The sequence below is a fragment of the Okeanomitos corallinicola TIOX110 genome (genome assembly GCF_038050375.1).
Lineage (GTDB): Bacteria > Cyanobacteriota > Cyanobacteriia > Cyanobacteriales > Nostocaceae > Okeanomitos > Okeanomitos corallinicola.
Genome location: NZ_CP150886.1, coordinates 4,370,788 through 4,385,006, shown reverse-complemented (window position 1 = coordinate 4,385,006; position 14,219 = coordinate 4,370,788). Strand labels below are relative to the sequence as shown.

At 37.7% G+C, this 14,219-nt stretch carries 14 protein-coding genes; 3 read left to right on the top strand and 11 right to left on the bottom strand.

What is annotated here, in order from left to right; translation table 11 throughout:
• Positions 1–360 precede the first annotated feature (360 nt).
• From WJM97_RS19210 to WJM97_RS19200, 3 genes are all read right to left on the bottom strand, one after another.
• The gene (locus WJM97_RS19210) at positions 361–708 is read right to left on the bottom strand and encodes a KGK domain-containing protein (protein ID WP_353930374.1); all 348 of its coding nucleotides are present in this window, start codon (positions 706–708) and stop codon (positions 361–363) included.
• A gap of 147 nt (positions 709–855) precedes the next feature.
• Entirely contained in the window at positions 856–1,899 is a 1,044-nt protein-coding gene (ccsB, locus tag WJM97_RS19205) for a c-type cytochrome biogenesis protein CcsB (protein WP_353930373.1), read from the bottom strand.
• 87 nt (positions 1,900–1,986) lie between these two features.
• Positions 1,987–2,940: an isoaspartyl peptidase/L-asparaginase gene (locus tag WJM97_RS19200; RefSeq protein ID WP_353930372.1), complete on the bottom strand. Its 954-nt coding sequence runs from the start codon at positions 2,938–2,940 to the stop codon at positions 1,987–1,989.
• 202 nt (positions 2,941–3,142) lie between these two features.
• Between WJM97_RS19200 and purH the strand changes: the two genes are divergently transcribed.
• On the top strand, positions 3,143–4,678 hold the full coding sequence (gene purH, locus WJM97_RS19195; RefSeq protein WP_353930371.1) for a bifunctional phosphoribosylaminoimidazolecarboxamide formyltransferase/IMP cyclohydrolase: 1,536 nt from the start codon (positions 3,143–3,145) through the stop codon (positions 4,676–4,678).
• A gap of 96 nt (positions 4,679–4,774) precedes the next feature.
• Here purH and coaE read toward each other — a convergent pair whose 3' ends face one another.
• From coaE to WJM97_RS19165, 6 genes are all read right to left on the bottom strand, one after another.
• Positions 4,775–5,368, bottom strand: a complete 594-nt coding sequence (coaE, locus tag WJM97_RS19190) for a dephospho-CoA kinase (protein ID WP_353930370.1) — start codon at positions 5,366–5,368, stop codon at positions 4,775–4,777.
• Positions 5,361–6,188 (bottom strand): uroporphyrinogen-III synthase, encoded by an 828-nt coding sequence (locus tag WJM97_RS19185; protein WP_353930369.1) that lies wholly within the window; start codon positions 6,186–6,188, stop codon positions 5,361–5,363. Before WJM97_RS19185 ends, coaE begins: the two co-directional genes overlap by 8 nt.
• 63 nt (positions 6,189–6,251) lie before the next feature.
• Positions 6,252–6,962: a uroporphyrinogen-III C-methyltransferase gene (gene cobA / locus WJM97_RS19180; RefSeq protein ID WP_353930368.1), complete on the bottom strand. Its 711-nt coding sequence runs from the start codon at positions 6,960–6,962 to the stop codon at positions 6,252–6,254.
• 7 nt (positions 6,963–6,969) lie between these two features.
• A complete protein-coding gene (locus tag WJM97_RS19175) occupies positions 6,970–7,431 on the bottom strand; it encodes a tetratricopeptide repeat protein (RefSeq protein ID WP_353930367.1) in 462 nt (153 codons plus the stop codon).
• A 35-nt stretch (positions 7,432–7,466) separates the two neighbouring features.
• A complete protein-coding gene (locus WJM97_RS19170; protein WP_353930366.1) occupies positions 7,467–8,408 on the bottom strand; it encodes a homogentisate phytyltransferase in 942 nt (313 codons plus the stop codon).
• 136 nt (positions 8,409–8,544) lie between these two features.
• Positions 8,545–9,387 carry a methyltransferase domain-containing protein gene (locus WJM97_RS19165; RefSeq protein WP_353930365.1) on the bottom strand — a complete coding sequence of 281 codons (843 nt, stop codon included), beginning with the start codon at positions 9,385–9,387 and terminating at the stop codon, positions 8,545–8,547.
• Positions 9,388–9,502: 115 nt separating this feature from the next.
• Between WJM97_RS19165 and WJM97_RS19160 the strand changes: the two genes are divergently transcribed.
• Both WJM97_RS19160 and WJM97_RS19155 read left to right on the top strand, forming a co-directional pair.
• Positions 9,503–10,837, top strand: a complete 1,335-nt coding sequence (locus WJM97_RS19160) for a TrkH family potassium uptake protein (protein WP_353930364.1) — start codon at positions 9,503–9,505, stop codon at positions 10,835–10,837.
• Between the two features lie 77 nt (positions 10,838–10,914).
• Positions 10,915–11,610 carry a TrkA family potassium uptake protein gene (locus WJM97_RS19155; RefSeq protein WP_353930363.1) on the top strand — a complete coding sequence of 232 codons (696 nt, stop codon included), beginning with the start codon at positions 10,915–10,917 and terminating at the stop codon, positions 11,608–11,610.
• Between the two features lie 133 nt (positions 11,611–11,743).
• Here WJM97_RS19155 and WJM97_RS19150 read toward each other — a convergent pair whose 3' ends face one another.
• The gene (locus WJM97_RS19150; protein ID WP_353930362.1) at positions 11,744–12,892 is read right to left on the bottom strand and encodes a tetratricopeptide repeat protein; all 1,149 of its coding nucleotides are present in this window, start codon (positions 12,890–12,892) and stop codon (positions 11,744–11,746) included.
• An 88-nt stretch (positions 12,893–12,980) separates the two neighbouring features.
• Positions 12,981–14,102 (bottom strand): tRNA preQ1(34) S-adenosylmethionine ribosyltransferase-isomerase QueA, encoded by a 1,122-nt coding sequence (gene queA / locus WJM97_RS19145; protein WP_353930361.1) that lies wholly within the window; start codon positions 14,100–14,102, stop codon positions 12,981–12,983.
• Positions 14,103–14,219: the final 117 nt, after the last annotated feature.

Here is a 14,219-nt window from a genome sequence, read left to right as displayed (position 1 = left end):
ATATATTCAAGTATACTTGACTTGTATTATATTTCCGGAGTCTAGTTTTACTGATGTATATGAGTAAAAAGCTCAGATTATCAATCTACCAGGAAAATAAATATAAATCGCTGAAAAATAACCTCAGTAAAATATCTAGTCTTTAAGAATTTTAATGTAAATTAAATTACAATCAATTAAGATGAGTTTAAATGCCAGAAGTAGAGGTTTAGCACTGCTAAACTTGTGCATTTAATTTGTATAAGTTTAGCGGGCAAGATGCCCACACCACAAGACTTAACTATTCTAGGATTATAAACTTTAGCTGCACAACAGCTTAAACCCGTGCATTAGTTATAAGTACCCAGTTACAAGTCAAATTTAACTGATATTTTTTAATTGTTGTCGTAAATCATCTAATGATGAATTTTCGGGATTTATTGCTGTCTTATTATTTGCTGCTGTTTCTGTTACTTCTGGTTCATCAGGGCAAAATTCTATACATAACCTGATTTTTCCCTTTTTCCAACCATCACCAGGTCTAAGTACCTTTGCTTCCATTCCTTCTGTAAACAATATTGCTTCTTGATTATCTGAACCTACATCTTCTTTAATTGCTTCTAATAAGTCACCAGGGGTCATAGTTTTAGGTACTTCTAATCTTTCAAAATTTTCAGGATCAATAACAATGACATCATCTGAGCTTAATCTTAGAAATTGACTATTCATGGTAGAACACCTTAAAACTTATAAAATCAAGTATATTTTACCACAGTCTACTTAATCTCGTCACTTTAACTTTTCTTTGCGTCTTTGCGTCTTTGCGTGAGATAAAAAACCCCTCTCAAAAGAAAGGGGAAATAAAAACAGATGCAATTAGAAAAACCAACCGTAAGAATGTAAACCCTTACCCAAAAGATTCACACCCAAATAACAGATCCAAACGACCACAAAACCACCAGCGGCGAGAATTGCGGGTTTTCTACCTTGCCAACCACGGGTAATTCTAGAATGAAGATAGGCGGCAAAAACTAACCAAGTAATTAAAGCCCAAGTTTCCTTCGGATCCCAACTCCAGTAAGAACCCCATGCTTCATTAGCCCAAACACCACCAGCAATGATACCAATTGTGAGGAGAGGAAAACCCAAACCGATCACGCGATAGCTGATATTATCGAGGGTTTCTGCCAGGGTGAGACGTTGGGGAGAAAGGATTTCTGCTGTTAAAGTTGGGTTAGTGGTGACTACATCTAACACAGCAGTACCATTGCCGTTGTTAGTGGTTTCTAAGCGAGAAAAACCGTTATTTTCCGATGCAGACATGGAAGGTTGAGTAACTAACTCTCCATCCTTGATGAGTTTGTAACCATTTTGGCGATAACCACCATTACCAAAAGAACTACCTTGTAATTGGATGTTTTGGCCACGAGTGACGATTAAAAAGGCGATCGCCAACAGAGAACCCACCATTAAAGCGGAATAACTCAACATCATCACACTGACGTGCATCATTAACCAGTTAGACTTTAAAGCTGGGACTAAAGGTTCAGAAATCTGCATTTCTGATGGTAGAGTCAAAGTAGCAAAAGCTGTAATTCCCATAGCCACAGGTGCTGTAACCACCCCCACCAACTTGCTACGACTGGTATTTTCAGCAATAAGATGGACAGCGGTAATTCCCCAGGTGAGGAAAAATAAAGATTCATAAAGATTGCTGAGGGGGAAATAACCCGCTTCAATCCATCTTGCCCCCAAAAGAGTAGCAATACACAAATTAGCGATCGCCATTCCTGCTGTTCCTAAAGCCGCAGTTGCTGATAAATTTGGAAAAGCAGCCCCCACCCAGTAAATCAGCATTGTGCAGAATAAGACAGCAAAAGAGGCATTATCCAACCAGTTCTGGAGTACAACCAGATTCATAAACACTTCTCCGCTACAAAAAACTTAAATAATGGGTCTAAACTGCTATTCAGACCCATTGAGAGCATTAATTCTAGTTCCTACAACTTAACAATAACCGATTAATTCCCCATCATTCCATTCCAAGGTATCACCTATAGAATCTCCGTCATGGTAGGCTGCGAGTAGGATTTCGCTGGTCTTACCATAGGATATAACACCATTAGCGTCTAAGGCGATCGCCCCTAAATCTCTTTGGTTTTTACTAGCTTCGGTAAATGATTTCAACATTGCCTCTTTTAAAGACATTCCATCACTGACGCGGATGACGATTTTAGCTGCTAAACATTCATCAATAATATCTTCCCCAATACCGGTACAACTTACCCCCGCATATTGAGTAGCATAGTTACCCGCTGGCATAGCAGAATCACTAACTCTACCAATTCTTTCAAAACCCTTACCACCAGTGGAAGTACCAGCAGCTAACTGACCAGAACTATCTAAAGCAACAACACCAATTGTACCCCGTCCGGCTTCGGAACTTTCCGCCATTTCCGGTTCTGCGACTACCCCAGCCATAGTGCTTTTAAAGTTGTCATCTCTTTCCTGCATCCATTCTTTGAGACGTAAGTCTGTTAAAGCATTGTAGCTAGGAACTTGCAATTCTCTGGCTAATTCCGCTGCACCATAGTCAGACAATACCCGATCTGGTGATTTTTGGAGAAAGAAAGCCATTTCAATCGGGTTTTTTACCCGTGCTACATTAATCACACCGCTAAACTTGCCTGATGTGCCATCCATTAGTGAAGCACTCATACGAATTTGACCATCAGACTGTAATACAGAACCAGTACCAGCATTAAAACGGGGATTATCTTCCAATAATTGACAACCCCTAACTACTGCATCAGCAGCACTGACACCATTAAGTAGTAGGGAATAAACTTCTTCAACTATTTTATTTAAGGAATTACGGACTGCGGCTAAACCTCCTTTACCTTGGAGAGAACTACCAGCGCCACCATGAATAATTAACTTAGGTTGTATTTGTAAGGTCATGTGATTTGGGATTTTACTATGATGAATGATTTTATCAGGAGAATTTAGAATTTAGAATTTAGAATGGGGAACGAAGAATTTAGAACTAACTTTTTACCTCTTCACCCTGTCACCTGTCACCTGTCACCTGTCACCTGTCACCTATTTCCAGGTACAATATTCTTCTATTTGTGAATCTGTAGTTAAAGGAATTGAGGGAATTATGGCGCGTCTAGCATTGCTGAGTGTATCTAATAAAACTGGTATCGTTGATTTAGCCCGGACTTTAGTAGAAGAGTTTGGCTTTGATATTATCAGCAGTGGGGGAACGGCTAAAACCCTCAAGGATGCGGGAATTCCTGTGACTAAGGTTTCTGACTATACAGGTTCACCGGAAATTTTAGGAGGTCGGGTAAAAACACTCCATCCCCGTATTCATGGCGGTATTTTAGCACAACGGGATTTAGATCAGCATATCCAAGATTTAGCAGATAATGATATTCGTCCTATTGATTTAGTGGTGGTGAATTTGTATCCTTTTGAGGAAACTATCGCTAAACCTGGTGTGACGTTGGCTGATGCGGTGGAAAATATTGATATCGGTGGCCCAGCAATGTTAAGGGCTTCTTCTAAGAATTTTGCTCATTTGACGGTGTTGTGTAATCCTGATCAGTATGATGAGTATTTACAAGAATTACGCCAAAATGGGTTAGCTTCTTTGGAGTTTCGTCAAAAATGTGCTTTGAAGGGATTTTTACACACTGCTAGTTATGATAATGCGATCGCAGCTTATTTAGCTGGTGCAGAAACTGAGAGTTTACCAGAAAATTACACTGTTTCGGGGACACAACTTCAATCTTTGCGTTATGGTGAAAACCCCCATCAACCTGCTGCTTGGTATCAAACCGGAACTAAACCTACTGGTTGGCCAGGGGCGAAGAAATTACAGGGTAAGGAACTCAGTTATAATAATTTGGTAGATTTGGAAGCTGCACGCCGCATTATTGCTGAGTTTACGGGATGTCCCGCAGCGACAGTTATTAAACACACTAACCCCTGTGGAACTGCGGAAGCGGATACCATTTTTGATGCTTATCAAAAGGCTTTTAATGCTGATTCTGTATCGGCTTTTGGTGGGATTGTGGCTTTAAACCGGGCGATTGATGCAGCGACAGCGACTGAGTTAACGAAGACATTTTTAGAATGCGTGGTTGCACCTGGTTGTGATCAGGAAGCACAGGAAATTTTAACTAAGAAGGGTAATGTCAGGGTTTTAACTTTGCCAGATTTGTTAACTGGACCCAAGGAAACTGTCAGGGCGATCGCCGGTGGGTTTTTAGTGCAAACTGCGGATGATATTGTTGCTGATACCAGTAAATGGCAAGTGGTTACAGAACGTCAACCCACACCTAGCGAATTAGCTGAGTTATTGTTTGCCTGGAAAGTTTGTAAACACGTAAAATCTAATGCTATTGTCCTCAGTAAAAACCGCACAACTTTGGGGGTAGGTGCTGGACAAATGAACCGTGTGGGTGCTGCGAAAATTGCCCTGGAACAAGCGGGAGAGAAAACCCAAGGGGCGTTTTTAGCTAGTGATGGATTTTTCCCCTTTGATGATACGGTGAGAACTGCTGCTGCTGCGGGAATTACAGCTATTGTGCAACCAGGTGGAAGTCTGCGAGATAAAGATTCTATCAAGGCTGCAAATGAACTGGGTTTATTGATGGTTTTGACTGGTGTAAGGCATTTCTTACATTAATTTAGGAGTCAGGAGTCAGGAGTCAGGAGTCAGAAGAATAAAGAACTAATTTTTCTCCCACTCTCCCACTCTCCCCAGGGTGTATTTATTAAATGTTTATTTTTTGATGACTTGATCAACTTGTTTTAGTAATGATTCTAAAGTGGAGGAATTGTCTAAAACTAAATCAGCACGGTTGATTTTTTCGGAAATAGATAACTGACTTTTAATTCTTGCTGCTGCTTGTTCACTTGTTAAGTTATTTCGCTGCATTAATCTTGTTTTTTGTTGTTCTTCTGAACAAGAAACCACCCAAATTTCGGTGACTAAATTTTCTAATTTGGCTTCAAATAATAAGGGAATTACTAATACTAAAGTATTTGCAGATGACTGTTCAATGGCTTGGGAAAAACGGTTTCTGACATAGGGATGAATTAAGTTTTCTAACCGTTGCTTTTCTTTTGGGTTGTTAAAAATAATTTCTCCCAGTTGAACACGATTGAGATTACCATCTGCTAGTAAAATTTCTTGTCCATAGTGTTGTGCTATTTGTGCCAAAATTGGTGAACCAAAGGATACTGCATCTCTAGCATAAATATCTGCATCTAAAATTGGTAATTTGTAAGCAGTTGCTAAATAATTTGCTACTGTACTTTTACCTGTAGCAATACCTCCAGTTAAACCAATTAGATATTTTTTCGCTTTAACCATGCGACCATTTTATAATTGCTTCAGTTAAACCATCTGCGGTGTATTCTTCTGCTTCTATATCAACACGGCCAAATAACCCTAAACAAGTTTTAGAAGTTTGGGGACCGATGGAAGCAATGCAGGTTTTATCTAAATAATTAATAATGCCTTCTGGAAATTTATTTGCTGTTAATAAACAGAAAAATTGTACAGTTTTAGAACTGGCAAAGGTAATCATATCTAAAGTATGATTTTTTAAGGCCATTTCTGCTTCTAGAGGAATATTTTGAGGACAGGAAGATTCATAAGCGGGAACTTCGATAACTTTTGCACCTTGATGTGTTAAGTCTTCAACTAAAACTTGTCTTCCTCCAGTTTCTACCCGTGGAAATAGAATCTTTTTACCTACTAATTTTTCAGGAAAATGAGCAACTAAAGAGTCAGCAATAAAATGGGGAGGAATAAAATCAGCTTTGATGTTATATTTGCTGAGAAATTGCGCCGTTTTTTTACCAACTACTGCAATTTTGATATGATTTAAAACAGTTCTATCTTTTCCTTGATTATCCAACCTATTTAAAAAATATTGTACGGCATTACTGGAGGTGAGAATTAACCAATTGAAGGTTGATAAATTGGAAATTGCTTGATCTAAAGGTTTCCAACTAGAAGGAGGTGTAATTTCTAAAGCTGGTAGTTCTATGACTGTAGCACCTGCTGCTATGAGGCGATCGCTAAATTGGCTAGACTGTCCAACTGAACGAGTAACTAATATGGTTTTACCTGCTAGGGGAGATTTAGAAGGATGGTAAGATTGGGAAACAGGAATATTGCTATGCACGATTTTATATTGACAAGAGATTTTACAACGAGAGTAATTGATATGATTTTATATTTTTCTATATTATAGGAACTTCCGTAATCCTACAACTCCACCGATAACAATTACCGCAGGGGAAAGGGATAAACCCTGAGTTTTTGTTAAAATATTACTTAGTTCACCTATCCATATTTCTTGATTTGGTGTTCCTGTCCAACGAATAATTGCTATAGGTGTAGAATGTAACTTTCCATATCTTAACAGCTGATGGACTATATGTTCTAAGTTTTTTGCTCCCATTAAAATTACTAAAGTTTCTAATCTTGACAGTGCTTCCCAGTTTAAAGCGTCTAATTCATGACCAGTAAATACTGCAAAGCAGCGACTCAGAACTGTATCTGTGAGGGGGATTCCTGCTAATAAAGGTGCAGCTAAAGCTGAAGATATTCCCGGTATAACTTCAAATTCACAACCTGCTGCTTTTAAGGCTTCTATTTCTGAAAGACAACGCCCAAAAATAAATGGATCTCCTGATTTTAGTCTGACAACTTGTTGGTTTTTTCGGCAATATTTTACCAATAAACTGTTAATTTCTCCTTGGGGTGTGCTGGGTTTACCACCACGTTTACCTACGTTTATTTTTAGACAGTTTCCAGGTACTAAATCTAGTAATTCAGCATCTACTAAGGCATCATAGATTAATACTTCGGCAGACGCTAAAAGACGATAGGCTTTAACTGTTAAATATTCTACATCTCCAGGCCCTGCACCAACCAAGTAAGCTTTTTTAGTCATTAGTTATTCACCTGTCAGCTATATCTTGGAGAATTTTGTCTATTGTTTGTACTTTTTGGGGTTGACGTTGTTTTTGAAATAGGGCTTTTGAAGTTTGTAGGTTTTTAATTGCTTCTGGTTTATTTTCTTCGATGAGTAAAATATTTGCTAATCTTAAATAAGCGTCGGCATTTTTGGAACTACGGTTAATTACATCAGTAAATAATTCTTTAGCTTCTTCTATTTTACCTTGATGGTTTAAAAGATCGCCTAATAATAGTCTGACTACGTCGTTAGTAGAATTAATGGCAATTACTTGGCGAAAAGCTGCTTCTGCACCTTGATAATCTTTAGCTTTAAATAGGTCAATACCTTTCTGAAATAAATTAGCAGTTATCAGTGTTTTCCAAGCTAAATAAATTAAAAATCCGATGGATGTAACTACTAAAATGATGGCGATGATGTTACTAATGGGTAAGTTTTCTGACATGATTTTTTGTCTTTTTTGAACTTTATTTCAACTAACTAAACCAAAATACAAGCGAGGGGAAAAATCACATATTCGATAAAAAATAGTTTCCAAATGAATTGATAAAAACCCGCGATAGCACTTTTATCTTGTAAATCTATTTTTCTACTTTCTCTCCACATTAAAATTAAGGGGATGATATGACTAATGAACAAAAATGTTTTGTTTGCTGCAACTAAATTTAACAAACCTGCAAAAATTATCCCTGAATAACAAACTGTTAACACCAACAGGGCCAGGTTAAACACTTTTTGTTGACCTAGTTGGAGAGTAAAAGTAGTAATATTATAAAGTTGATCGCCTTCCATATCAGGGATATCTTTAAAAATGGCGATCGCAAAGGTAAATACTAAAATGAATGCGGTTAAAACCCACATTGTATCGGGAATTTCTTGGCTGCTTTGGAATAACCAACTAAAATGTAAAAACAGTCCTAAATTAACAATTGTTCCCCGCACAGAAAAAATACATAAAGCTGCCCAAAATGGAAACTGTTTTAACCGTACAGGTGGCAATGAATAAGCAGTACCAATTATCAAACTTATTCCCACCATTCCTAATAAGTAAGGACTGTTAAACCAAGCAATAACTAAAGCTAAAATCCCAGTGATGATAACTATTAATTTTCCTTGTTCTCTGGTAAATTCTCCTGAAGCAAGGGGTAAGCTAGGTTTATTAATTTTGTCAATTTCTACATCTTCTAATTGATTTAAACCAACAATGTAAATATTACCAGATATACAGGCGAACCAAGTACCCAGAATTTGAGTAATATGTGTTATGGAAAAACTTGTAGAAGTTACGCCAAGAGTCAGTAAATATAAACCTAAGACACTTAAACTTGTACCAATAATTGTATGAGGTCGAGAAAACTTCCAAAAAGCATAAAGCCAATTCCTCTCAGAAATTGGAGAATTTTGTGGCAAAAAATGATTCATTGATTTTTAGGTAGATGGTTGTTAGAGTTGATCGCTAATGTTATGTTAAAAAGAATCTAAGAGGCAAAGGTTGTTTAATAAACGAAATTAGAAATTTCTATTTAAACCGACTCCTGACTCCTAGAACTCCTAAAAATTACTTTTTTCCACGCAATAACCCAAACCGAATTAAACCCCGTTCATAGCCTCTACGCATCAAACCAAGAGAAAGCGCCCCTTGAATTGTAGTCCAACCAGAGAATATTAACCCTAGAAATGCCTGGGGAGTAAAAGCCGAGTCAATAACTACATTCCAGAAAGGAGCGACAGCGGTTGACCAATCAGTGGTGCGAATGTTGTTTAATGGTAATTGGTGGGCGATCGCCTCATATTCAGGCAAAGAAATCACGTAAGGTAAACAGTAAACCCGATAGATGTCTTGTAAATGCCTTTGTTCATCTGGCGTGAGTGGTGATTGATCCGTAGGACGATGACACCATGTCACCATAATCAATGTACCACCAGGCTTTAAAACCCGATAACACTCTTGTAGAAACTTGGTTTTATCTGGCATATGTTCACCACTTTCTAAAGACCACACCAGATCAAAAGAATTGTCAGCAAAAGGCATTTCTTGGGCATTAGCTACCTGAAACTGACTACTTGCACTCAAATTAGCCTCCGCAGCCCTTTGGGTTGCTCTAGCAGCTTGTACAGGGCTGAGTGTGATTCCTGTAGACTTAGCATTAAACTTTTCAGCTAGGTATAAAGAACTGCCACCAATTCCACAACCGACATCAAGGATATTTTCTGCATCCCTTACCCCTGACCAGTTTAGTACCTCTTCAATTAAATCAATTTGTGCTTGACGACGTTCTTTTTGCTGTTTACCATCTGCACCGTAATAGCCGTGGTGCATATGTTCTCCCCAGACTTGTTCCCACAAACCAGAGGAAGTATCGTAAAATTCTTGAATTTGCTGATAAAGTGTTGTACTCATAAATCCATTAGATAAAGGCCAAGTAAAATTTTCAAAAACATATCGTTAGGCTACCATCTGTGTATTTAATTAGATAAGGCAATTTTGTGTTTTCAGAAAAATTTTTGAATTACTTATGACTGTTGCTCGCACAATATGTTTAGGATTTCTGGCTGTAATTCTGGCGGGAACATTCCTGTTAATGATGCCTTTTTCCACTAGCAATGGTACGTGGAATGACCCGATTGTAGCACTATTCACCTCAACTTCCGCTGTTTGCGTAACTGGGTTAGCGGTAGTTGATACTGGTAGTGATTTTTCCTTTGTTGGTCAGTTACTGATTTTGATGTTGGCTCAAATTGGTGGTTTAGGTTATATGACAACCACTACATTTTTAATTTTGTTAATTGGGAGAAGATTTGATCTGCGTCAAAAAATAGCTATTCAACAGGCTTTAGATCGTCCAGGGATGAGTGGTAGTACACAAATGATTCGCTCAATTGTGGCCACAACTTTGATATTTGAAATTACAGGAATATTTTTATTACTACCAACTTTTGTTAAAGATTTTGGTTGGAATCAAGGACTATGGTTAGCAATTTTTCATAGTATCAGTGCTTGGAATAATGCTGGTTTTAGTTTATTTAGTGATAGTTTAGTAAGTTATCAAAATTCTAGAATCGTAGTTTTCACAATTGCTGGATTAATTATCTTTGGCGGCATTGGTTATCAGGTAATATTAGATATATTCCTATGGGCGCGGGATAAACTTTTAAGAAAACCTAGTGTTATAGTCTTTTCATTAGATTTTAAAGTGGCAATAAGTACAACTTTAATGCTGTTATTGTTGGGAATAATCGCCTTCTTTTTGATAGAAGTTAGAAATCCGCAAACCTTTGGAAATTCAACTTTCTCCGATCAGTTATTGTTAGCTTGGTTTCAGTCTGTAACTACTAGAACTGCTGGCTTTAATAGTGTTGATATTGGCAGTATGACTGATGCTGGCTTATTTATCACGATTGCGATGATGTTTATTGGTGCTAGTCCCGGAGGAACTGGAGGCGGCATAAAAACCACCACATTAAGAGTTCTTACCAGTTGTACAAAAGCAATCTTACAAGGGAAAGAGGACGTTTTACTTTATGATCGTAAAATAGCTATATCACTAATTTTGAAAGCTGTAGGAGTAGTGATTGGTTCTTTAGCTACCGTGATTTTAGCAACTGTTTTAATTAGTTTGACTGACCCACAATTAGAGTTTATTCAAATTTTATTTGAAGTGGTATCAGCTTTTGCTACAGTTGGTTTATCTACAGGTATTACTAGTAGTGTTTCTATCGCTGCAAAATTAATTTTAATTGTCATTATGTACATTGGTAGGGTTGGCATTTTATTATTAATGTCGGCAGTATTAGGAGATCCTCGTCCTAGTAGAGTTCACTATCCTGAAGAAAATTTACTGGTTGGGTGATTGGTGATTGGTGATTGGGTAAAAATGACTAATGACTAATGACTAATAACTAATAACTAATAACTAATGACAAATTTATGAACCTTTCATCCTTAAAGTTTTTTCGCAGTTTACGTAAAGATAACAACCAATTTGCTGTTATTGGTTTGGGTCGTTTTGGTCGTTCTGTTTGTTCAACATTACATAGTTTAGGTTATCAAGTCCTAGCGACAGATGTTGATGAGAAACTGGTGTCTGAGGCTTTAAATGACGAAATTGTTAGTCATGCTGTACAGTTAGATTCTACTGAACCTGCTGCTCTTAAAGAAGCTGGTATTTTTGAATTTGATACGGTAATTGTGGCAATTGGTAACTATATTCAAGAAAGTATTATTACTACGTTGAATGTTAAGGAAGCGGGTGTTCCTCATGTAGTTGCTAAAGCTTCTAGTGAAGTTCACAGGAAGTTATTAAAAAGAGTGGGTGCAGATCATGTTGTGTTTCCAGAATATGAAGCTGGTTGTGCTTTAGCGAGAACATTAACTAAACCTTCTATTTTAGATAGGTTTGATCTTGATCCAGATCATAGTATTGTTGAGGTAATTGTCCCGGATGAATTTCATGGTAAAACTGTGGCAGAAATTCAACTGAGAAATCGTTATGGTTTAAATTTATTAGCTGTTAGTCAAAATGGCAAATTTAAAATTAATCCTGATGCTACTAAACGTTTAGAACGGGGTTCTGCAATGGTGGTTATTGGTTGTAATAAAGATATTAATCGTCTACCAATTTAAAATTTGGTAATTGGTAGTATAGCAGGTGACAGTTGACATCTGATAGAGTTGAGAATCTTTTGCTGTCTAGATTTCATCATCTGTTGTTGTATGAACTTACCCAATTACCAAATTTTCACTGATCATTAATAATCTACTTATCTGTAGTTTCAGTTAGTGTTTTTTCCTCTGTCTCCGAGTTATCTGTGGGGTTAATTGGTACTGCTGTTTCTGGTGGTGGTAACATTACATCACCATTATTTGTAGGAGTTGTTGCGGGTGCAACTGTGGGCGTTTTAGGTTCTGGTTTAGGTTCTAAAGATTGAGCAATTTTTTGGTTAATTTCATCAATTTTTGCCGCTTGCTCAGTGTTACCTTGTTGATTGTATTCTTGACGAGCGCGGTTTAATATTTGATTAGCTTGTTTTAGGTCTCCCTGATTATATAAAGTGACTCCTAAATTGTAGTAAGCTATGGCATTTTTAGGATTTTGGCGAATAGCTTCTTGGTAAACTTCTATAGCTTCTGAAGGTTGATCTTGAATAATTAATAAAACACCCAAATTGTTGTAGGCTAAGGTATTTTCTGGAGCAAGTTTGATGACTTGACGATAGTTAGAAATTGCCGATTCTATTTGTCCTTCTTGTTGAAAAACCAGTGCCAAATTTAAGTAAGCATTGGCATTACTATTATCTAATTTTATTGCTTCTTGGTAAGCGGCGATCGCCTCATCACGCAATTCCTGCTTATATAATGCTAGACCTAGATTATAATGGGCAACTGACATTTCTGGATTAATTACCAAAGCTTGTCTGTAAGCGGCGATCGCCTCTTCTGGTTTTTCTTGCTTTTGCAGTGCTAACCCTAAATTATAATAAGCTTCGGCAAAATTTGGATTAATTCTGACGGCTTCTCCGTATTCTTGTACAGCTAAATCTAAGCGATTTTGCTCCATCAAGATATTACCTAAATAATTATGTGCTAATCCAATATTTGGATCTCGTTGCAAAGCCTGACGAAAAGCAGATTCAGCCTTTTGTAAATCTTTGCGGTTATAACGTGTCACCCCCATTTGGTAAAACATCGCTGCATCCAAATCCTGAGAAACCACGCTTTCTTGAGCTAATACTTGAGTTAATAATCTATTACCTGGTAACTCAATAAATGTCGGTAAAGCCAACAATAAAAACGTCGAAACAGCAAACATAAATCCTAATCGCTGTCCAGAATTTTTGTAAATTTTGTCGAAACTTACATTAGCTAGACTGTGTAAACACTGATAAGAATGCAGCTTTTTAGACATAATTTGCAGCCCTGTATTTATAATTGATTTCCTTACTCAGTCATAGTACCCATAACTACATCAAAAATTCACAATTTGTCATTGGGCATTACCCATTATCAACATTGATAGTGGCTTCAGGTAAGATCAGCATGGCATCACCGAAGGAATAAAAGCGATATTGAGATGCGATCGCCTGTTGGTAAATTTTTAACAGTCGTTCTCTGCCAATTAAAGCACTAACTAGCATCAGTAAGCTAGAACGGGGTAAGTGAAAATTCGTAATTAATCCCTCTACCACTTGCCATTGATAACCAGGATAGATAAATAAATTTACCTTACCAACGTAAGGTTGTAAATCCCCAAATTGTGCCGCACCTTCCAAAGCCCGCACAACCGTAGTCCCAACGGCAATAATTCTCCCCCCAGCGGCTTTCGTAGCGCGGATTTGCTCTACTGTGGTATTACTGACTTCAATCCATTCTGCGTGCATTTCGTGGGTAGTTACATCTTCCACTTCTACTGGTCGAAAAGTACCGACACCGACGTGTAAAGTTACAAAAGCTTGATCAATACCGCGATCGCTTAATTTTTGTAAAAGTTCTGGTGTAAAATGTAATCCTGCGGTTGGTGCGGCGATCGCTCCCTGTGCTTGAGCATAAACAGTTTGATATTGTTCATCTGTAGAACTAGAAGCATTGATATAAGGAGGTAAGGGAATTTCTCCAAATTTCTCCAACACCTGCACCAAGGATTGATTTTCCGGTACATCAAACTGCAACAACCTTCCTCCAGTTGCTTCATCCCTTTCTATCACCGTAGCTACCAGTTCAGTCCCGAGAGTTTTATCCCCATCAAAAATAATCTCAGTTCCTAATTTGAAGTGTTTACCCGGTTTCACCAAAGCTAACCAACAATTATCCTGTCTTTCCTCTAACAGCAATACTTCCACTTCCGCACCCGTAGACTTGTGTCCATACAACCTAGCAGGGATAACTTTTGTGTTATTCATCACTAATAAGTCACCAGGTTTAAGTATATTCAACAAATCCCGGAAAATGTGGTTAAGTGCTGGTTTTTCCTCACCTGTATTGGGACTATCTATCACCAATAAACGAGAACTATCTCTAGGAACAGCCGGATTTTGGGCAATTAATTCCGGTGGCAGTTCGTAATCATAACCAGACAATGAACGGTCTAAATCTACACCTTGTATCTCTAAGTCAGACATTTCCTTAAAAGCTCAGTTAGAAACCACATATACACAGCAAAAACCCACCCAGGTGCCTTGGAAATCGTAAATTTTCCATGTTTTTTCGTAAAAAATAAGGGTTGAGCATTGCTAAAC